Consider the following 19,827-nt stretch of genomic DNA (forward strand, 5'->3'; position numbering starts at 1 on the left):
ATTAATTACAGATTCGGTCAAAATTTATCTTAGTTTAACGATGTTCACAAAAAAGATGCGAAGCTTTATTCTCCAAGTAAAGATTCTAAGTGAGTTTTGATTAAAATTTTTTTATAAAAATCTCATACTTAGTTAAAAAGAGTAATTCTATTTTGATCAATCGTTTTTTCAAAATGAATTTTTTTGTTGTTAAATAAAGATTTGTGACTTCATTTTTATCAAATTTTATTCCAAACCAACATATAGTTATAGCTTTAAAATAAATTTACAAATTTGTATCTAAAAGGGGTGTTTTTGTGTCGAAAAAGAACATCTAGAATTGGTAAGTGGATAGAACTCTATAGATTAAAGTTTTACTTTATCGGATTCACTTTTATTTATCTGAATTTTCCGTTACTATTTTAAGTATCCGTGAACAATTTCCTTTATTACGACAAGAAGAGACGGTAGATTCATGGACATTACAAGGGGGCTTATTATATGAAAGTGAAAGCAAAAACATATTTAAGTATAGAAGAGATTATTTCATTACCAACCGTATCAAGTACAAACATAAGTGATGATGGTAAAAACGTAGCATTTGTTAAGAAGATGGCTGATTGGAAAGACAATATATATAGGAATCATGTATGGATATATGAAAAAGATAAGAAGCAGAGTTACCCATTATCAAATGGTGATATAGATAGTACACACCCATTATGGTCTCCAGATGCTAGGTGTATCGCATATCTTAGTCCAGTTGGTGATGGGGAAAATCAAATATTTGTTAAGTCACTAGATGATTATAGAGAGGTTCAAATTACTGATGAGAAAGAAGGAGTCAGTACATTCAAATGGGGTCCTACTGGCAAGGGTCTTTATTATGTTACGCAGTCAAAAGAATGTGAAGAGATAAAGAAACGTAAGGACCTATATGGAGATTTTCAACATATAGGTAAGGAACACCAGAATAATTGTTTATATTACATTGAAATAGAAAAGGTGATACAAAGTGATACAGATGAACACGAGAACAGAGTTGTTTATCAATTAACGGATGGTAAGGACTTTCATATCCATGAATTTGATATTTCAAATGATGGTAAAAAGGTTGTATTTATAACGACACCAAGCTCAAATATGGCAGATTATATAAATGGAGATCTATACATACTCCATATTAAAGCTGGAGAGCTACAAAAGCTGAATGTGGATAAGTTGTTGGGAGGGAGTGTTTGCTTTTCTCCTGACGGCAGTAAAATATGTTACACAGCAAGCATAAGAGAGAAGGATTACTATAGAAACCATATACAAGATAGTACGTTAGAGATATATGATATGAATACTGGAGAGGTAATTCAGCCTCTAACAAACTTTGATAGTACAGTTATGCCATTACAGTGGACAGCTAAAGGAATTTTAATTAGATGGCAGGATAAAACGAATTATCGTATTGGATTACTAGCTGAAGATGGCACTGTGGAAGCATTAAGCGACAAGATAGATGGCTTTATAATGGATGCCTCTATAACAAAGGATGGAAATCATATAACCTATAATAAGGCTATAACAAATGAAACCTTTGAAATCTATTTAGACGATAAAAAAATAACGGATGAAAATAGCTTTTTCAAAGGGAAACTTAAAAGTAACAGGGAAATCATCTCATTGAAAAGTAGTGATGGTCTTGAAATAGAAGGTGTTTTATCAACGCCAGTAGAGTTTGACACTAATAAAAAATATCCTTTATTAGTAGTAATTCACGGTGGTCCGGCTTGGGCATCTTTTCCGATATTTTCAGACTGCTTCAATGAGAAATATCCGATTGAACAGTTTGTTGAAAAAGGCTTTATCGTTTTAGAGCCAAATTACAGAGGAAGTTCAGGTTATGGTAATGAATTTTTAAAAGCTAACTATAGAAAACAGGGGATTGCTGACTACGACGATGTTATATCAGGAGTTGATAAACTAGTTGATCAAGGGATAGTAGATAAAGATAGAGTAGGAGTTATGGGATGGAGCAACGGTGGATATGTATCAGCTTTTTGTTCTACATTTAGTAGCAGGTTTAAAGCTATTTCAGTTGGCGGTGGAATAACTAACTGGAGTACCCATTATGTAAATACAGATATACCTTACTTTATTAGAATGTATTTAGGAAATACTCCATGGAATGATCCAGATATATATACGAAGACATCACCTATGACGTATATTAAATCAGCTTGTACGCCTACCTTAATTCAACATGGGGAAAAGGATGCAAGAATTCCAATTACAAATGCATATGATCTATATCAAGGATTAATGGATATGGAAGTTGATACAGAATTAATTATATTTAAAGGAATGGCATATAGTTCTGACCAACCAGGAGTTCGTGTGGCTATTATGAAGCAGAACTTGATGTGGTTTTCACACTATATTCTTGGAGAGAGCATGGAGGGTTTTAGGACTTTATAATGGATTTTTGTACAAGGCATAAGGTTGAAATGCTCTTCATATTGAGATGATTTATTATAAAATATATACTGAAACTACTATCAGTACACACATCAGGGAGGTCTAATATGACAGGAAATAAAAATGACTTACTAGTAGAAAAAAGTGAAGAGCTATTGAAAGTATTACAAGCTCGTTTTGAGAAAAACATGAACCGCCATGAAGGTCTTGAATGGGCTAAAGTTGAAGCGAAGCTGACTACTAATAATGAAAAATTGTGGTCACTTAACGAAATGGAAGTAACTGGTGGTGAGCCGGATGTTATTGGTTATGATGAAGAAAAGGACGAATATACTTTCTATGATTGTTCAAAGGAGAGTCCTAAAGGCCGCAGAAGTCTTTGTTATGATCTTGAAGCGTTGGAATCAAGAAAAAAGCATAAACCAGAAAATAACGCTATTGATGTGGCGGCCGCTATGGGTATTGAGTTATTAACGGAAGAACAATATCGAGAGTTACAACAACTTGGAGATTTTGATATGAAATCATCGAGTTGGGTACAAACACCTTCAGATATTAGAGAGCTTGGTGGTGCTCTATTTTGCGATTATCGCTTTGGACATGTTTTCGTGTACCACAATGGAGCAGACTCTTACTATGCTGCCAGAGGTTTTCGTGGTTCATTAAAAGTTTAAATTAGGATAAATAAGAAAAAGAGCCTATATTCAGGCTCTTTTTCTTATTTATATTTTAAAAGTAAATTGTTACTACGCAGTTTTACTTAATTTATATGTTCTGTGGTTGTTTTTACGGAAAAGTTTAGGGAAAACATAGCCATCTAATCCAATACGTCCAGCGTTCTGCCCTGCAACTAAAATGAACATAGTCAAAATAAGCAGGTTTGGGTTTACACTAACAGTTCCGCTTAATAAAAATGAAAGATTCATTATGATTCCGAAAAATGCAGCTGTTTTTGTTAATCCGCCTAAAATCAAACCTAGACCTACTAAAATTTCTCCCCATTGAACTAAAAAGCTAAATAGGTCTGCGTTTGGAAGGACAAAATGTTGAAGGAAATCTGCCCACCAACTTTGTACTGCAGGGTGGTCCCCTGATGCTTGAGCAATAGCACCCTTTAGAAAGCCACTTGCGTCAAAAGATTGTCCGAAGACTTTGCCTATCCCAGCAGCGAACCATGTATATCCTATGTAAAGCCGTAAAAGTAATAATATGAAAGTAGCACGTTTATCAGTTCTTAAAAAATTGATAACCATTGAAATCCCTCCAATATTGTATTTACACGTTTATTATATATCCAATGTGAAAAGATTCACAATGGAGAGAATGTGAACAAGGATAGGTTGTGAATAATTGTTTTATTTTTTGTAACATTTTATCTGCTTTGATAAACTAAGAATAGAGATATATGTAAAGGAGACAAAGACTCAATATGTGGATGAACTTGTAATGATTAGAAACTACTAGATAGATAAATTTTGCTCTCATAAGCGAGGGTTTGTTTAGTTATCTGTAAATCATTCAAGGAATGCATATTTGGCTTGTACATCCCTTTTATAAGGATAGGTGCCTATTTTATGTATCTGTCTTTTTTGTGGGAAAGTTTATATCTCTTATATAAAATATGCGTCCTTTAAACTTGGAGGAGTATATGATGAACCAATTAAAAAATAAAGTAGCAGTTATTACAGGGGTAAGTCGTCTAGATGGTATAGGGGCAGCGATTTGTAAAGAATTAGCAGAATCAGGATACGATATATTTTTTACGTATTGGACAGCTTACGATAAAGAGATGCCTTGGGGCGTTGATAAAAATGAACAAATACAATTAAAAGAAGAGTTACTAAAAAACGGTGTTAAAGTATCAAGTATGGAGTTAGATTTAACTCAGAATGGTGCACCAAAAGAGCTTATAAATAAAGTTACTGAACAATTAGGGTACCCTCATATGTTAATTAATAATGCAGCATATTCTACGAATAATGATTTCTCTACGTTGACTGCTGAAGAATTAGATAAGCATTATATGGTAAATGTTCGTGCGACTACATTGCTCAGTAGTCAATTTTCCCGGGGATTTGATAAGAAATCTGGTGGTAGAATTGTTAATATTACTTCGGGGCAATTTCAAGGTCCTATGGCAGGAGAACTAGCTTATGCGACAACGAAGGGAGCTATTGATGCTCTTACTAGTACGTTGTCAGCAGAGGTAGCTCATTTAGGAATAACAGTGAATGCAATTAATCCAGGACCAACCGATACAGGATGGATGACTGAAGAGATAAAACAAGGGTTAAAGCCGATGTTTCCTTTTGGCAGAATTGGTGAGCCAAGGGATGCAGCTAGACTCATTAAATTTTTAGTAAGTGAAGAGGCCGAGTGGATTACTGGGCAAGTTATTCATTCAGAAGGTGGATTTAAAAGATAAAAAAGAAGGCATCTCACGAGGGTGAGATGCCTTCTTTTTTAATCTTTCTTCAATCTTCGTGCAACACCATTCCCTAAAGACTGTAATCCTTGAACGAGGATAATTAAAATAAAGACGGTTGCATACATTACTTCAGGCTCGTAGCGTAAATGTCCGAAGCGGTATGCTAAATCCCCTAGCCCGCCAGCACCTACAAGGCCAGCCATTGCTGTTGCGCCGATTAAGCCGATCGTTGCGATTGTTAATCCGAGTACAAGGGAGGGACGAGCTTCTTTCACCATGACGTGCCAAATGATTTTTATAGTAGAGACTCCCATCGCTTGGTAGGCTTCAATGACACCGCGATCGACTTCTAGTAAAGCTGTCTCCATTAAACGTGCGATATAAGGGGCTGTGAAGACGACAAGCGGTACGATAACACCTTGCACGCCAATGGACGTTCCCATTAGAAATTTTGTAAAAGGTAAAATAAAGAATAATAGAATGATAAATGGAAGAGAGCGAATGATATTAATAATTGTATTAAGAATAGGATAGATGATTTTATTTTCACGCTGCCCACCAGGTCTCGTTAAAACAAGTGTGACGCCAAGTGGTAATGCAATAAGGATCGAGATGAGTAATGAGATAGATGTCATTTGAAAGGTTTGGATTGTGGCTTCCCATATGACTTTACCCCATTCATCCAAAAAGGACTTGTTTCCCATAATCTGTTCTACCTCCTTCTACGATGATTCCTTGCTCTTGTAAAAATGATAAAGCACGGTGGATTTCATTTTGTTCCCCTTGCATATGAACGACTAGTTTCCCATATGCTTCATGTTTTAACTGCGTAATATTACCGGATAAAATATTCGGATACACTTGGAAACGTTTTGTGGCAACGGCTAAGGCAGGTTCCCCTGAAGTAGTGCCAATAAATGAAAGTGTTACAATTTCTCCAGTACTTTGTAGTTCTTTCTGTACCTCTTTTGGAATTTTCGCTGCAAATGCGCTATTTACAAATTTCTTCGTGGTTACATGTTGTGGGTTTGTGAAAATATCTTTTACAGTCCCACTTTCGACTACAGATCCATGTTCCATAACAGCAACGCGGTCACATATACGCTGGATGACATTCATTTCATGTGTAATGAGTAAAATCGTAATTCCGATTTCTTCGTTAATCTTTAATAACAAATCAAGGATAGAATCGGTTGTTTCGGGATCTAATGCGCTCGTGGCTTCATCACTTAATAACACTTCAGGTTCATGTGATAGCGCACGAGCAATTGCAACACGCTGTTTTTGACCACCAGAAAGTTCGCTTGGATACGCATCTTTTCTATTAAAAAGATCGACAATGCGTAAATACTTTTCTACTCTTTTTTCAATTTCTGCTTTTGGAATGCCAGCAAGCCGTAACGGTAATGCGATATTTTCATAAACGGTAACAGTTTTAAGTAAATTGAATCCTTGGAAGATCATTCCGATTTTTTGTCTCGATTTTGCTAGTTCTTTTGTCGATAACGTTGTTAAGTCTTGTTCGTTTACAATGATATTTCCTGTCGTTGGTTTTTCTAATAAATTTACACATCGAATCAATGTACTTTTACCAGCGCCACTATACCCAATGATTCCAAATACCTCGCCTTTTTCTACTTTAAGGGAAGTAGACTTAAGAGCCTCAACATTCCCTTTTTTTGTTGTAAATACTTTGGATATGTTTTTTAATTCAATCATTATCGTCAGCTCCTACCAAGATGGTAAAACTGAACCATCAAATTTTTTCTCGATAAACTCTTTTACTTCTTTAGATTGATAAGCTTTCTTTAATTTGTTTACAACGGCATCATCTTTATTTTCAGTACGAACAACGACCCAGTTCACATATGGTGAATCTTTTCCTTCGTGGAAGATAGAATCTTTCGCTGGACTTAATTTTGCACCTAATGCAAAGTTTGTGTTAATTGCAGCTGCTTTCACTTCACTTAGTTGTGTTGGTAATTGAGATGCCTCTAATTCGACAATCTTTAATTTTTTTGGATTTTCAATTACATCTTTTGCAGTTGCTTTTTCTGTAGCCTTTGGATCAACTTTTAAAACCCCTGCTTTTTCAAATAATTTTAAAGCTCGAAGTTCATTCGTTGGGTCATTTGGTACAGCAATTGCGTCGCCCTCTTTTAAGTCTTTTACATCTTTTATATCTTTAGAATATACGCCCATAGGGAATGTTACTGTTGAAAATACTTCAGCTAATTTCATATTGCGTTCAGCTTTAAATACATCTAAATACGATTTCGTTTGGTAACTATTTACATCAAGGCTTTTTTCATCTAATGATACGTTTGGCGCTACATAATCATTAAATACTTTTATATCAATTTCGAGACCATCTTTTGCTACAACTTCTTTTACCTTTTCAAAAATTTGTTCATGTGGTCCACCTGTTACACCGACAGTAATCTTTTTCTCGTCTAATGCTTTTACCTCTTTATCTGAACTCACGCTACATGCGCCTAATAATAATACTGCTCCGCTTACAATGCTTAATAATACCTTTTTCATCTATAAATCCCCCTTCATATACGTTCCAAAATAAAAAGCACCTCCCAAAAATAAGAGAGGTGCCGAATAGACGAAATAGATTCCTCTCTTATCTTCCAAAACGAAAACTCGTTTTGCAGGAATTAGCACCTTAGCTTATACGTCATAAGCTCGGTTGCCGGGCATCATCGGGCCAGTCCCTCCGCCACTCTTGATAAGAGTATGTGTATGTAGTTTTGAATATGGTACTAATAGTAAATCGTACAAAAAGAATTGTCAATGATATTTTCTGAATATATTTTATTTTAAGATAATCGAAACGTTCCCCTTTTTATGTCCTTTTTCTACATATATATGAGCTTCAGCAATTTCTTCTAATCGGTAAGTTCTATCAATAACAGGTTTTAGCTTTCCTGTTTCAGCTAGTTGTTTTAGTAGGTTCATATCTTCTTTACTGACCTTTGCCATCATTCCGTTCACAGATACATATTTTCCATTAGGCATTAATGCATCTGTACAAAGAGACTTTTTATATTTTCCAACTGCATCAAATATAATATCGTAGTGCTCGCCCTGCTTAGTAAAATCTTCTTTCATATAATCAATTACGTTGTCTGCCCCTAAAGCTGTTACTAATTCGAAATTCGAACTACTACAAATGGCTGTGACAGTCGCCCCGAAGTATTTAGCAAGTTGTATGGCAGCTGTCCCTACTGACCCAGAGGCGCCGTATATAAGTACTCGTTGCCCTTTTTTTATCTGTCCTTTTCTAAGGAAGTGCAATGCTGAAGTTCCGCCGAAAGGAATAACGGCAGCTTCTTCATATGTCACATTGGTAGGTTTTAATGCTATTAATCCACTTTCATGCACGCATGTATATTCCGCATAACCACCAAGGTTTAGTTCTGTTAATGCAAAAACTTGATCTCCTTTTTTAAATTGTGTTACATCTGTTCCAATGTCTTCGATTTCACCGGATAACTCTACGCCAAGTATAGGTTTTCTCGGTTTTCTGAAACCTAATATGATCCGCATAGGAATCCAAAATAAGAGGGGGCTATTAAAGCCACGTATTCTACAATCTCCAGTCGATACACTTGTTGCGTGAATTTTAACTAATACTTCATTTTTTTTAGGTTTAGGCTTTTCTACATTTTGAAGCTGGAGAACATTAGGTGGTCCGTACTTTGTACAAATAATCGCTTTCATAATGACCTCCTGAAATGAGTTGTTATTATTTACATCATATTTAAACTTTTTCTCAAACATGTTGTTATATAGGAAATAAATTTAAAGATAAATATTACGAATTATATAGATTTCATAGGAAAAGAGATGATATTATTTTTGGGAAGGAGGGGACGTTATGAAAAAACTTATTTTAATTTCAAGTTTAGTACTTGCAGTCGGTCTAGGAGTAGGGTGTAGTAATGAGAAAACAAAAAAGACTGACGAACCGAAAAAAGAAGCTGTGCAGAAAGAAAAGGAATTAACAGCGAAGGATGTTTTTAATAAAGCGAATGAAGCTTTTAAAAACGAAGAAAATGTAACGATGACATATGATGTGGGAATAAAGGCTGAAGGAACAGAGATGAATGTAATAAAGGCTAAAATGCAACTAGAGCCGAAGAAAAAAAATTCTCGTTCTGAAATGAATGTTTCTGGTACAGAGGTTGTTGTTTATGATGTGGGTGGCAAAATTGCTGGTCAGTTAAAAAATCCTAATACGGGTGAAATTATGTCTGTACCAGAGGAACAATTGAATGCTAACGGAATGAACGCGACTCAAGGAATGGTAGATAATTTAAAGATTCCATCGGAAATTTTAAATAAAGTGAAGATGGAGAAAAGTGGAGATAATTATAAGCTGAAGTTTGCATTAAAAGGGCAAGAGACAGAGAGTATGTTAGCTAGTATGGATGAAAAGCAGAAACAAATGCTACAAGGCCAAAATGCAAAGATAGAAGAAATAGATGGAGAATATATTATTACAAAAGATTTTAAATATGAATCAGCAAAGATAGATATGGTTATGAGTAGCAATGGTGAGGATAAAGCGCACATTATTACGGATGCAAAGTTTACATCGTATGATAAATTTGATCCAATACAATTGCCAGCAGCAAAGTAATCACTGTCAAGAGAGGTACCTGAAAGAACGGGTATCTCTTTTTGTTGCTAATAAGGAGAGTGTCCTTTGAAAAAAAGAAAGATAGCAGTGGTCATTGTCGCATATACGGTTTTGCTTGCAACGTCTGTACATACGTATAAAAAACAAATTGATCATCCTATTATGAGTGATGTAGGTAAATTGCTTCCGACAAAAATAAAACGTGTTGAAAGTGCTACGGAAGAGCACTCGTTAATAAAATTAGTGCGAGATGCAAAAGTTTCAGGAGAGAAAATTTCCATTGCAGGCATGCAACATAGCCAAGGAGGACAGACATATTATCCGAATGGCACGATGCTCGATATGAAAGGATATAATAAAATATTAGAATTTGATCCAGAGAAGAAGCGGATTACAGTTCAAAGTGGTGTCACCTGGAATGATATTCAGAAGAAAATAAATCCTTATGGCCTCGCGGTACAGGTCATGCAGTCTCAAAATATTTTTACTGTTGGCGGTTCATTAAGTGTAAATGTACACGGGCGTGATATTCGTCATGAGGCACTGATTGATACAGTAGATTCATTTAGATTGTTAATGGCAGATGGCACGGTACGTAATGTAAGTAGAGAAGAAAATGCAGAGTTATTTCCATATGTCATTGGGGGTTACGGTTTATTTGGAGTTATTTTAGATGTGACGCTGAAGTTAACAGATGATGAATTATATGAAATGCACACGAGAATGATAGATTATAAAGAATACGCATCTTATTTCAAAGAGAAAGTGAAAAGAGATGAGAATGTTCGTATGCACTTAGCGCGTATTTCTGTTGCTCCAAATTCATTTTTAAAAGAGATGTATGTGACAGATTATACTTTGGCACAAAATCAAAATATGAGAGAAGAGTACAGTGAATTAAAGGAAGAAAATATTATAGCTGCACCGAAATTTTTGCTTGGGTTATCACGTTATAGTGATTGGGGAAAGAATACATTTTGGGATATACAAAGAGGTTATTTTGAACGTACAGATGGAAAGTATGAGACGCGTAATAATGTTATGAGATCAGATAGTGCTTTTATGGAATATGAAAATCCAAATAGGACTGAAGTGTTACAAGAATACTTTGTGCCTATAGATGCTTTCACAGAGTATATAGATGATTTACGTAACGTATTAAATGAAGAAGAGTTTAATTTACTCAACATTACGATTCGTTACGTGGAAAAGAATGAAGATGCAGTTTTGTCCTATGCGAAAGATGATATGTTTGCGCTGGTTCTTTTAATTAACCAGGGACGCTCAGAGAGTGAGATAAAGAAAACAGAGGATGTCATTCGAAAGATGATTGATATTACTTTAAAGCATAATGGTAGTTACTATTTGCCGTATTATTCTTATCCAACGAAAGAGCAGTTAAAGAGGGCATATCCTCGCATTGAAGAATTTCTCAAGAAAAAGAAGGAAATAGATTCAGAAGAGAGATTTGTGAATTTATTTTATAGGGAGTATACGAAATGACATATAGAAGATTTGTGGCTTCGCAAAGTATCATCATGATGGCAGGAAGTATGGTATTTCCTTTTTATATATTATTGCTTCGAAACGTTGGAAATAGCTTCTCGCAATTTGGCTGGGCGTATGGCTTATTTGCTTTAACATCAGCACTTGTATATCCACTAGTGGGAAAGGTATCTGATCAAGTAGGGGATAAAAAATTATTAATCATATACGCTTGGTCCATGGCAATCTTAATGCTTTGCTTTCCAATTGCCACGGAAGTTTGGCATGTGTATATTCTTCAAATTGTAATGGGCGTTTTAGGTGCTGTGCAGCGTAATACTGAGAAGACTTCGTTAGCACGAAAGGTTGCGCAGGAAAAGGCTGGTTATGAGATTGGAAAATACCATGTGTGGACATCCATTGGCGGAGCAGTAGCGGTTATTGCCACGGGATATTTAGTAGATTTCTTTACGATTGGTACAATTTTTTATATTGCATCTATTCTATATGTAGTGAGCGGGATTGTATTAAGTAGTAAAAAAATATAACTATTCCTATTTTCACCTTAATACCCTTTATTTGTTATACTAAAAGGGAATACAAAAGAAAAGGGGACAGTGCCTTTGATGAAATTTGTAGTTTTAGCTATTCTTACTTTGTTTTTGATTCCATGGACAAGAAGTAGTAGTAAGCTTCGAGCAGTGGATAAGAAGGGAGATAAGAAGGTTGTAAAGGGTAAGAAATCATCTATTTTAGTTATTCCTATTTTATTTTGGATAGGTATTGCAATCTATGAATACTTTTGGCTAATTGATGATCGAGTAGATTCGATTCTTACTCATTATTCTGTTGCAGTAGCAATTTTAATTGGGCTTGTTTTATTTTCACAAGATCAAATAGGGAAATTAGAAGGTACATTAAAAGGACTTCTAATGTTTATTTTACTCGCAAGTTACGGCTACTTTGGTTATTTGCACGATATAGTAATCTCGCAAAAGAAATATGATTCTGTTGTTAAGGTAGAGAAAGATATTTCAGAGCCATTTACTGAAAATGACCAGCCGTTTACAGTGCCGCCAAAGACAGCGGAGAATAAGATGAAAAAAGTATTTGGTGATATTCCAAAAGTAGCTTATTTTGAGCTAGGAGAATTAACGCCACAAATGGTAAACGGCGAAGCTTTATATGTAGCGCCGATTGAAGTTTCAGGGTTTTTTAAAGCACGTAAAGCTGAGACAATTCCAGGGTATGTAACGATGTCAGGTACGAATCCTGATGCGGAAGCGAAACTGCACCTCGGTTATAAAATGAAATATGTGCCAAGCATGTTTTTTGGTAATAATTTAGAGCGTGTGGTAAGGCAAGCAGAACCAAATTTAATCTTTAAAGGAAAACCTAAATTTGAGGTTGATGATAAAGGAAAACCATATTATACAATGACGTACGGTGAATTTATTTCAGGAAGATCTGGATTTGAGGTAGAAGGTGTTGTCGTAGTAGATGCACAAACAGGTGAAGTGAAAAGATATGATAAAGGAAAGGCACCTAAATTTGTTGATGGTGTATTAAATCATGAGACTGCATCTACGTTAAATACGTACTTTGGCAAATATATTCACGGATTTTGGAATACGAAATTCTCGCAAACAGATATGAAAATTCCGACTGAGTGGGGAACGAAAGAAGGCGTGACCCCGATCTTTGGTAAAGATGGAACACTGTATTATTTTACAGACTTTACTTCTCCAAAAGAAGGAGTAGATTCAGCTCTAGGCTATTCATTAGTAGATGCACGCACAGGCAAGCTATATTACTATAATGGAAAAGAAGTAAAGGGGATTATGGATGGTTCAGCAGCTACAGAAGTAGTAGATAATTCCTTTAAGAGAGAGAAATGGCATGGGACAATGCCTGTCATTTATAACGTATACGGTAAACCAGCTTGGATTATTCCGGTTGTTGATGACGGAGGCCTAGTACGTGCGCATACAGTTGTATATGCTGCTAATGCAAAAATATTTGCGACAGGTTCTTCGCAGAAAGAAGCGCTTGAGAATTATAAAAACGTAATGAGCGGTAATGGTGATACATTTAGACCAACCTCAACAGGAAAAGAAGCGCAAAAAGAAGGTATTGTACAACGTGTATATAAAGAAAAATCAGGTGAAAATACAATCGTGTACGTACTTTTAGAGAATGAACAAAAGGTATTTATGATACCAGTGAAGAAATTCCCATATGCTATGTTTACAGAAGTAGGAGATCCAATTCAAATTACATATTTAGATACGGGAGAGACGATGGCCTCAGTATCTAAATTTACGAATAGCAATGTGAAAAAGTAAAGCGATAGAATTTCTATCGCTTTTTTTACATTATGAAAGAGGAAAATGCGCTGTACTTGACGTATGTTTATGATGTAACTATAATTGTTACGATTCAGTGTGTATAGGAAAGGGTGAATTGAAAAAGTGAATGAAGTTAATCACGAAATATATAAACCTGTAAAGGCAAACAGGTTGTGGATGATTCTTGTATTAGGGACACTTACGGCGATTGGGCCATTATCTATTGATATGTATTTGCCTTCATTACCGAAGTTAACGGATGACTTGCAAACAGGTGCATCCCTAGCGCAGCTTACATTAACAGCTTGTTTGCTTGGGTTGTCAGTAGGGCAATTATTTGTTGGCTCAATTAGTGATATTTACGGAAGACGCAAACCACTTATTATTGCTCTTATTATTTATGTTGCTTCTTCTTTACTTTGTGCTGTTGCGCCATCTATTTGGACATTAGTATTATTGCGCTTCCTACAAGGAGCTTCAGGATCAGCCGGGATTGTTATATCACGTGCGATGGTAAGAGATATGTACTCAGGTTCTGAAATGACGAAGTTTTTCTCACTGCTTATGTTAGTAAACGGAGCAGCACCTATTTTGGCACCGATTATTGGGGGTCAATTGTTACAGTTTACAACGTGGCGCGGTGTTTTCATCGTTCTTGGAGCAATTAGCGTATTCATGTTAATCTCAGCTACTTTTGTATTGCGCGAAACATTACCTCCTGAAGAAAGAGAAACGGGTGGTTTGTCAGGGACTTTGGCGACGTACGGAAAATTGTTAAAGGACCGTCTGTTTATGGGATATGCATTGTCACAAGGATTAGTAACAGCGGCAATGTTTGCATACATTTCGGGCTCACCATTTGTGTTGCAGAACATATACGGAGCATCACCACAGCAATTTAGTTTATTCTTTGCGATTAACGGCATCGGTATTATTATTGCTAGTCAGGTAACGGGTCGTTTAGCGGGGAAAGTGAATGAGAAGACATTATTTGTTGCGGGTATTATTATCGCAGCTGTTGGTGGCCTATCTTTACTACTGACAATCGTACTAGGAATAGGTTTAATTGGTGTTTTATGTTCGTTATTCCTTGTTGTATCAAGTGTCGGGGTTGTATCAACAACTGGGTTCTCATTAGCAATGAGAAATCAGAAACAAGCTGCAGGAACAGCATCAGCTTTATTAGGTTTATTACAGTTTATTTCAGGAGCTCTTGTTGCTCCGCTAGTAGGTATCGGTGGAAGTAATACAGCATTACCGATGGGTATTGTTATTGCGCTTTGTGAAGTAGGAGCAGTGTTATGTTATCTATTTATGGCCAGAAGAAGTGAGAAACAGTTTGAACTGCAACAAAAACAAAATCTAGAGGCTTAACAAAAAAGAACTGATTCAAAGGGAATGTTTGAATCAGTTCTTTTTTCATTTCTTTGAAATACCTCATACAGTTTTGTAAGGTGATGTAGTAAAGCATTGCAAAAGTTATTTGTATAAAGTGACGATACTGTGACAAACATGTTGGTATATATATTACGGTGTCGTCTTAAGTGTAAAAAGTAGGATGTTCTCGGTATAATAACAAGTGGAGATAAAGAAACTATAATGAGTAATAGTTGTAGATAAAAGGAGAAGAAGAGATGAAGAAGGTTTTGGGTATTGCCGTAATGGGAGGAATGCTCCTTCTAGCAGGATGTAATGGAAATAAAGATACGAAAGAACCGAAAGAAAAGGTAGAGCAATCTAGAGAACAAACAGAAGAGATGAAAGAATACCGTGCAGTACATGAAAAATACGATATGAAAATGAATAAAGAAATTAATAAAGCACTGCAGTTATTTGAAGTAGCAAAAGAAAAGGGCGGTAAGGAAATAACGACTGCTACATATAAAGAAGATGTGCAAAAGGTAACAACGAGCATGTTAGAAGATATTGATCATATACGTAAAGAAATTCGTGTGCCGAAGTCGAAAGAGCAAGAACATGAAGTATATGTTGGTTTCTTGAATGAATCGGAACAAGCGATGAAAAAATTACAGAAGTTAGCTAAAGAAGAAGATTCATCGTTGATTCGTGATATAGAAATTAATTTTGCAACAGCATCGACATACTATAAACGTTTTCAAGCAGAAACGAAAAAATAACCTTGCCTGTGCAAGGTTATTTTTTCTTATTACCATCTCCGTCTTCATCTTCATCCTCGGATACTAATACCTTCTGCTCTTCGTGAAATTCGGAAATAGTTTGCCTGGTAATATTATCGAAAGGAGTATAAAAAAAAGTAATACGTTTCTTTTTAATAAAGAGTTTATAGAAGCCGATGATGACAAGTATAACGATTGTTAAGGGTAATCCTATAGTAGCAAGAAGTAAGGGGTCCATCTTATAACTCCTTTAACATCATTTCTTTTTATTATAAGCTGAAAAATGTAATTTCGATAAATGGATTAAAAACTGATTTTTCTAAATATACCCAATTTGATTGACTTTTCATTTTTTCAGAATTATAATTCGAAATATACAATTTGAACCAAATAATAATATAGCAATTTACTTATCCAGAGAGGTAGAGGGACTGGCCCTATGACACCTCAGCAGCGGGTTCTGTAGTAGGAACACCGTGCTAATTCCAGCAAGCAAGTCTTGAAAGATAAGTGATGGGCCTTTGTTTATTAAGCCTTGATCTTATTTTTTAAGATCAAGGCTTTTTGTATTCTAAAAAGAGAAAAGGGAGTAATGGAAAAAGTACGTTCATAAAACTAAGTAAATATATGTGTTTAGGGGGTTATTGAAGTGTATGTAATTAAAAAATTATCAGTTATGGTGTTCACGCTATGGGTTATTACGACGGTGACATTTCTAATTATGCATATTATTCCGGGGGATCCATTTTCATCAGAGGCAAAAATCTTTCCTGAAGAAGTGATCCAAAACATGAGAGCGAAGTATCACCTTGATGAACCGTTGTGGAATCAATATGTGGCTTATTTAGACGGTGTAGTTCATTTTGATTTTGGTGAATCTGTTCAATCAACCGGGCAAGGTGTATCAGAAATTATAACAACTGGCTTTGGTCCATCAGCAATTATTGGTCTACAAGCACTTGTTATTTCGTTGTTAGTCGGAATTGCTGCAGGTACATTTGCTGCTCTATATCATGGGAAAGTAATTGACTATAGTGTGAGTTTGCTCGCAATTCTAGGTATTTCTATTCCAAGTTTTATTTTAGCACCACTATTTATACAAGTATTCGCTATTCAATTCGAGCTTTTACCAGTAGCCTCTTGGGGAACATTTGAACATACAGTATTGCCATCCTTTGCGTTAGCGTTAGGGCCAATCGCAGTGATTACAAGGTTTGTTCGTTCTAATATGATCGAAGTACTGCAGAGTGATTATATTAAGTTAGCAAGAGCAAAAGGCATACCAATTAAGAAGATTATTATAAGACACGCTCTTCGAAATGCGATTGTTCCAGTACTTACATTTGTTGGACCGTTAATGGCTGGACTCTTAACGGGGACTTTCGTTATTGAAAAAATCTTTTCAATTCCTGGCCTAGGAAAATATTTTGTAGATAGTATTTTTAACCGAGACTATCCGGTGATTATGGGAACAACAATTTTCTATAGTGCATTATTAATTACTTGTATTTTCATTACAGATATTATTCACCGTATTGTTGATCCACGTATTCGTTCTATTACGTAAGGAGGGGGATGTTTAGATGGGGGCTTATGAAATTAATGACCAGTTATTAACAAATGAAGAGAAAAAAGAATTAACGATAAATAAAAATCAGCAAACGATTAGCAGAAAGAAAGAAGTGTTTCGTAAGTTTATATCGAATCCAATCGCAGTTTTAGGAACAGTGACGTTATTGCTAATTATTGTTTTCTCGCTTATTGGCGAAAGTTTAACTTCATTTACTGCGAGTGAACAAGTAAAAGAGGCAACAAATTTACCGCCGAGTAGTGAACATTGGTTTGGAACAGATGATCTAGGGAGAGATATTTGGGCACGTACTTGGGCTGGTGGGAAGATTTCACTAACAGTTGGATTAGTAGCAGCTGCCCTCGATATAGGGCTCGGTGTACTGATTGGTGGATTTAGTGGATATGTGAGAGGGCGTAATCGCCTTGGAACGTTAATTGATGAGTGGATTATAAGAGGAATTGAAGTATTATACGGCATCCCATATTTATTAATTGTTATTTTACTATTAATTGTTATGAAACCAGGTCTTTTCACCATTATTATCGCCCTTGCATTAACGGGATGGATTGGAATGGCTCGTCTCATTCGAGCACAAGTATTGTCTTTAAAACAACGAGAGTTTGTTATTGCAGCAGAGCGATTAGGTACATCACATATGAAAATTATATATGGGCATTTAATTCCGAATTTAACAGGGATTATTATCGTCAATTTATCATTTACAATTCCAGCAGCTATTTTTTCAGAATCATTTTTAAGCTTTATAGGACTTGGGGTACAATCACCAGCGGCAAGTTGGGGGACGATGACGAATGATGCACTCGGGACATTATTGAGCGGCGAATGGTGGCAGCTATTTTTCCCAGCAATCATGATTGCACTCATTATGTTCGCATTTAATGCAATTGGTGATGGTTTGCAAGATGCAATTGATCCAAAAATCGTCAAACGGAATCGAAAGGAGAAAAAACATGGAACAGCTCTTATCTTTAGAAAACGTAACGTTAGCCGTTGAAAAAGAGAATAGTAAGCAAGCAATTGTGAAACATGTTTCCTTTTCTATTAACGAAGGTGAAATAGTTGCACTTGTAGGAGAAAGTGGTTCAGGAAAAAGTGTTACAGCACAATCCATTATCGGCTTGAATCAAGAATTAATTCATATCGATGATGGAAATGTATCTTTCCAATCAAAGGAATTAACGAATTTACAAGAATCAGAATGGAATCAAATTCGCGGAAAAGATATTTCCTTTATATTTCAAGATCCGCTTTCATCTTTAAACCCAACGATGAAGGTAGGCAAACAAATTACAGAAGTAATTTTGCAACATGGGAAAAAGTCGAAAAGAGAGGCAAAGGGAATTGCGATTAACTTGTTAACAGATTTAGGGATACATGAAGCAGAGAAACGCTTTGAACAGTACCCACATCAATTAAGCGGGGGGATGAGGCAGCGTATTTGTTTAGCAATTGCGTTTGCTTGTCATCCAAAGCTTGTAATTGCAGACGAGCCGACAACAGCGTTAGATGTAACGATTCAGAAACAAATTATGTGGCTATTAAAAGAAAGAAAAGAAAAACAAAATACGAGTATTTTATTAATTACACATGATTTGGCACTTGTACGTGAGGTAGCTGATCGAGTAGTTGTTATGTACGGGGGACGTGTTGTTGAAAAAGGAACGATACAGGAGGTAATAGGTTCTCCTAAACATCCATATACGAAAAGCTTATTACAAGCAATTCCGAATATGGATGTTTCCGAAAAGGTATTACGTGCTATAGAAGGAACGACACCTTCCATTGAAACATTAAATAGCTTTGGTTGTCCTTTTGTAAATCGTTGTCCAGTAGCCATAAAAGAATGTATTCATCGTTTCCCAGAGAGAACAACGTATTCTAAGGAGCATAGTTCACATTGCTGGCAGCATGTTCTGGAGCATAATAAAGCGAAATCAAAAGAGAAGGTGAATGCCTCATGACGACAGATTTAATTACTGTAAAGCAAGTAACGAAAACATATGGAAGTAAAAGTAAAGAAATCACAGCGTTAAAAGATATATCACTTTCTATCCCGAAAGGAACAACACTTGGCATTATTGGTGAAAGTGGTTCAGGAAAAACAACACTTGGAAAGCTCATAGCAGGGATTGAGAGTCCAACGTTTGGTGAAATTGATTATAACGGTCAAGTTGTTCACATGCTGAAGTCAGCTCATAAGCGAGATTTTTTACAGAAAGTACAGTTCATTTTTCAAGATTCTACAGCTGCATTAAATCCGCGCTGGAAAATACGCGATAGCGTAACGGAGGGTTATATTTCATTCGGTTTAGGTGATAAAGGATTGAAGGATAAAGTAGCGGGTGATGCCCTGGAGCGTGTTGGATTAGATAGAAGATATATTGATCGATATCCGCATGAATTTAGCGGAGGACAACGTCAACGTATCGCTATTGCAAGAGCGTTATTGTGTGAGCCAGAAGTATTGATTCTTGATGAACCAATTTCAGCATTAGACGTTTCATTGCAAATTCAAATTGTACATCTGCTGCAAAAAATCCAAAAAGAACAAGGTTATACATATTTATTCATCGCTCACGATTTACCGATGGTTCACTATTTATGTGAAAAAGTAGCTGTCTTATACAAAGGAGAACTTGTTGAATTTGGAAATACGGACGAAGTATTCCGTAATCCACAACATTCTTATACAAAAACATTATTAGCATCAACACCAAAAATTTCAGGTTAAAGGA

19 protein-coding genes and 2 riboswitches are annotated in these 19,827 nt (G+C 35.8%); of the genes, 13 read left to right on the forward strand and 6 right to left on the reverse strand.

Translation table 11 applies throughout. The annotated features are described in order from the left end of the window. The first annotated feature begins 480 nt into the window (after positions 1–480). Positions 481–2,445 (forward strand): S9 family peptidase, encoded by a 1,965-nt coding sequence (locus GBN78_RS08585; protein WP_152127263.1) that lies wholly within the window; start codon positions 481–483, stop codon positions 2,443–2,445. Between the two features lie 107 nt (positions 2,446–2,552). Continuing rightward, on the forward strand, positions 2,553–3,119 hold the full coding sequence (locus GBN78_RS08590) for a DUF4256 domain-containing protein (RefSeq protein WP_070183489.1): 567 nt from the start codon (positions 2,553–2,555) through the stop codon (positions 3,117–3,119). Between the two features lie 72 nt (positions 3,120–3,191). Here the strand turns inward: GBN78_RS08590 and GBN78_RS08595 are convergent, their stop codons facing one another. Beyond that, positions 3,192–3,698, reverse strand: coding sequence for a DoxX family membrane protein (locus GBN78_RS08595; RefSeq protein WP_000236359.1), 507 nt, complete (start codon positions 3,696–3,698; stop codon positions 3,192–3,194). A gap of 395 nt (positions 3,699–4,093) precedes the next feature. On the opposite strand from GBN78_RS08595, the gene GBN78_RS08600 reads away from it, so the two are divergent. After that, positions 4,094–4,870, forward strand: a complete 777-nt coding sequence (locus GBN78_RS08600; RefSeq protein ID WP_152127265.1) for an SDR family oxidoreductase — start codon at positions 4,094–4,096, stop codon at positions 4,868–4,870. Positions 4,871–4,908: 38 nt separating this feature from the next. Here GBN78_RS08600 and GBN78_RS08605 read toward each other — a convergent pair whose 3' ends face one another. The 4 genes from GBN78_RS08605 to GBN78_RS08620 form a co-directional block, all read right to left on the reverse strand. Continuing rightward, on the reverse strand, positions 4,909–5,577 hold the full coding sequence (locus tag GBN78_RS08605; protein ID WP_000527151.1) for a methionine ABC transporter permease: 669 nt from the start codon (positions 5,575–5,577) through the stop codon (positions 4,909–4,911). Further along, positions 5,552–6,592 (reverse strand): methionine ABC transporter ATP-binding protein, encoded by a 1,041-nt coding sequence (locus GBN78_RS08610; protein ID WP_000571318.1) that lies wholly within the window; start codon positions 6,590–6,592, stop codon positions 5,552–5,554. Before GBN78_RS08610 ends, GBN78_RS08605 begins: the two co-directional genes overlap by 26 nt. 12 nt (positions 6,593–6,604) lie before the next feature. Continuing rightward, complete coding sequence (locus GBN78_RS08615) at positions 6,605–7,417, reverse strand: MetQ/NlpA family ABC transporter substrate-binding protein (RefSeq protein WP_076775300.1); 813 nt, start codon at positions 7,415–7,417, stop codon at positions 6,605–6,607. Positions 7,418–7,502: 85 nt separating this feature from the next. After that, positions 7,503–7,617, reverse strand: a riboswitch (SAM riboswitch). Between the two features lie 79 nt (positions 7,618–7,696). Continuing rightward, positions 7,697–8,605, reverse strand: coding sequence for an NAD(P)-dependent alcohol dehydrogenase (locus tag GBN78_RS08620; protein WP_000643865.1), 909 nt, complete (start codon positions 8,603–8,605; stop codon positions 7,697–7,699). A gap of 157 nt (positions 8,606–8,762) precedes the next feature. Here GBN78_RS08620 and GBN78_RS08625 point away from each other — a divergent pair, with 157 nt between their 5' ends. The 6 genes from GBN78_RS08625 to GBN78_RS08650 all read left to right on the forward strand — a co-directional run bounded on the left by GBN78_RS08625 (position 8,763) and on the right by GBN78_RS08650 (position 15,498). Then, entirely contained in the window at positions 8,763–9,527 is a 765-nt protein-coding gene (locus GBN78_RS08625; RefSeq protein ID WP_152127267.1) for a DUF6612 family protein, read from the forward strand. 66 nt (positions 9,528–9,593) lie between these two features. Continuing rightward, entirely contained in the window at positions 9,594–11,030 is a 1,437-nt protein-coding gene (locus tag GBN78_RS08630) for an FAD-binding oxidoreductase (RefSeq protein WP_070183493.1), read from the forward strand. Further along, positions 11,027–11,560, forward strand: coding sequence for an MFS transporter (locus tag GBN78_RS08635; RefSeq protein ID WP_000222367.1), 534 nt, complete (start codon positions 11,027–11,029; stop codon positions 11,558–11,560). Before GBN78_RS08630 ends, GBN78_RS08635 begins: the two co-directional genes overlap by 4 nt. A gap of 78 nt (positions 11,561–11,638) precedes the next feature. Beyond that, positions 11,639–13,357: a DUF3981 domain-containing protein gene (locus GBN78_RS08640; protein ID WP_070183494.1), complete on the forward strand. Its 1,719-nt coding sequence runs from the start codon at positions 11,639–11,641 to the stop codon at positions 13,355–13,357. 117 nt (positions 13,358–13,474) lie between these two features. Beyond that, entirely contained in the window at positions 13,475–14,734 is a 1,260-nt protein-coding gene (locus tag GBN78_RS08645; protein ID WP_223153447.1) for a multidrug effflux MFS transporter, read from the forward strand. A 260-nt stretch (positions 14,735–14,994) separates the two neighbouring features. After that, a complete protein-coding gene (locus tag GBN78_RS08650; protein WP_070183495.1) occupies positions 14,995–15,498 on the forward strand; it encodes a hypothetical protein in 504 nt (167 codons plus the stop codon). Between the two features lie 16 nt (positions 15,499–15,514). On the opposite strand, the gene GBN78_RS08655 is transcribed toward GBN78_RS08650, so the two are convergent. Next, positions 15,515–15,736: a DUF3951 domain-containing protein gene (locus GBN78_RS08655; RefSeq protein ID WP_070183496.1), complete on the reverse strand. Its 222-nt coding sequence runs from the start codon at positions 15,734–15,736 to the stop codon at positions 15,515–15,517. 169 nt (positions 15,737–15,905) lie between these two features. Then, positions 15,906–16,011: riboswitch (SAM riboswitch) on the forward strand. A 136-nt stretch (positions 16,012–16,147) separates the two neighbouring features. Here GBN78_RS08655 and GBN78_RS08660 point away from each other — a divergent pair. Genes GBN78_RS08660 through GBN78_RS08675 form a run of 4 tightly spaced genes read left to right on the forward strand, consistent with a single transcriptional unit; the run spans position 16,148 to position 19,823 of the window. Further along, positions 16,148–17,065, forward strand: a complete 918-nt coding sequence (locus tag GBN78_RS08660) for an ABC transporter permease (protein WP_070183497.1) — start codon at positions 16,148–16,150, stop codon at positions 17,063–17,065. Positions 17,066–17,081: 16 nt separating this feature from the next. After that, positions 17,082–18,086 (forward strand): ABC transporter permease, encoded by a 1,005-nt coding sequence (locus GBN78_RS08665; protein ID WP_000501528.1) that lies wholly within the window; start codon positions 17,082–17,084, stop codon positions 18,084–18,086. Next, positions 18,043–19,053 carry an ABC transporter ATP-binding protein gene (locus tag GBN78_RS08670; protein WP_152127269.1) on the forward strand — a complete coding sequence of 337 codons (1,011 nt, stop codon included), beginning with the start codon at positions 18,043–18,045 and terminating at the stop codon, positions 19,051–19,053. Before GBN78_RS08665 ends, GBN78_RS08670 begins: the two co-directional genes overlap by 44 nt. Next, positions 19,050–19,823 (forward strand): ABC transporter ATP-binding protein, encoded by a 774-nt coding sequence (locus GBN78_RS08675; protein WP_000205679.1) that lies wholly within the window; start codon positions 19,050–19,052, stop codon positions 19,821–19,823. Before GBN78_RS08670 ends, GBN78_RS08675 begins: the two co-directional genes overlap by 4 nt. Positions 19,824–19,827: the final 4 nt, after the last annotated feature.

Origin of the sequence: Bacillus sp. B2-WWTP-C-10-Post-4 (assembly GCF_009183805.1) — a bacterium.
GTDB lineage: Bacteria > Bacillota > Bacilli > Bacillales > Bacillaceae_G > Bacillus_A > Bacillus_A cereus.

Bases quoted from the DNA above. Each gene is read 5' to 3' on its own strand.
- GBN78_RS08585 (WP_152127263.1), top strand. From the start codon at position 481: ATGAAAGTGAAAGCAAAAACATATTTAAGTATAGAAGAGATTATTTCA.
- GBN78_RS08590 (WP_070183489.1), top strand. From the start codon at position 2,553: ATGACAGGAAATAAAAATGACTTACTAGTAGAAAAAAGTGAAGAGCTA.
- GBN78_RS08595 (WP_000236359.1), bottom strand. From the start codon at position 3,698: ATGGTTATCAATTTTTTAAGAACTGATAAACGTGCTACTTTCATATTA.
- GBN78_RS08600 (WP_152127265.1), top strand. From the start codon at position 4,094: ATGATGAACCAATTAAAAAATAAAGTAGCAGTTATTACAGGGGTAAGT.
- GBN78_RS08605 (WP_000527151.1), bottom strand. From the start codon at position 5,577: ATGGGAAACAAGTCCTTTTTGGATGAATGGGGTAAAGTCATATGGGAA.
- GBN78_RS08610 (WP_000571318.1), bottom strand. From the start codon at position 6,592: ATGATTGAATTAAAAAACATATCCAAAGTATTTACAACAAAAAAAGGG.
- GBN78_RS08615 (WP_076775300.1), bottom strand. From the start codon at position 7,417: ATGAAAAAGGTATTATTAAGCATTGTAAGCGGAGCAGTATTATTATTA.
- GBN78_RS08620 (WP_000643865.1), bottom strand. From the start codon at position 8,605: ATGAAAGCGATTATTTGTACAAAGTACGGACCACCTAATGTTCTCCAG.
- GBN78_RS08625 (WP_152127267.1), top strand. From the start codon at position 8,763: ATGAAAAAACTTATTTTAATTTCAAGTTTAGTACTTGCAGTCGGTCTA.
- GBN78_RS08635 (WP_000222367.1), top strand. From the start codon at position 11,027: ATGACATATAGAAGATTTGTGGCTTCGCAAAGTATCATCATGATGGCA.
- GBN78_RS08640 (WP_070183494.1), top strand. From the start codon at position 11,639: ATGAAATTTGTAGTTTTAGCTATTCTTACTTTGTTTTTGATTCCATGG.
- GBN78_RS08650 (WP_070183495.1), top strand. From the start codon at position 14,995: ATGAAGAAGGTTTTGGGTATTGCCGTAATGGGAGGAATGCTCCTTCTA.
- GBN78_RS08655 (WP_070183496.1), bottom strand. From the start codon at position 15,736: ATGGACCCCTTACTTCTTGCTACTATAGGATTACCCTTAACAATCGTT.
- GBN78_RS08665 (WP_000501528.1), top strand. From the start codon at position 17,082: ATGGGGGCTTATGAAATTAATGACCAGTTATTAACAAATGAAGAGAAA.
- GBN78_RS08670 (WP_152127269.1), top strand. From the start codon at position 18,043: ATGGAACAGCTCTTATCTTTAGAAAACGTAACGTTAGCCGTTGAAAAA.
- GBN78_RS08675 (WP_000205679.1), top strand. From the start codon at position 19,050: ATGACGACAGATTTAATTACTGTAAAGCAAGTAACGAAAACATATGGA.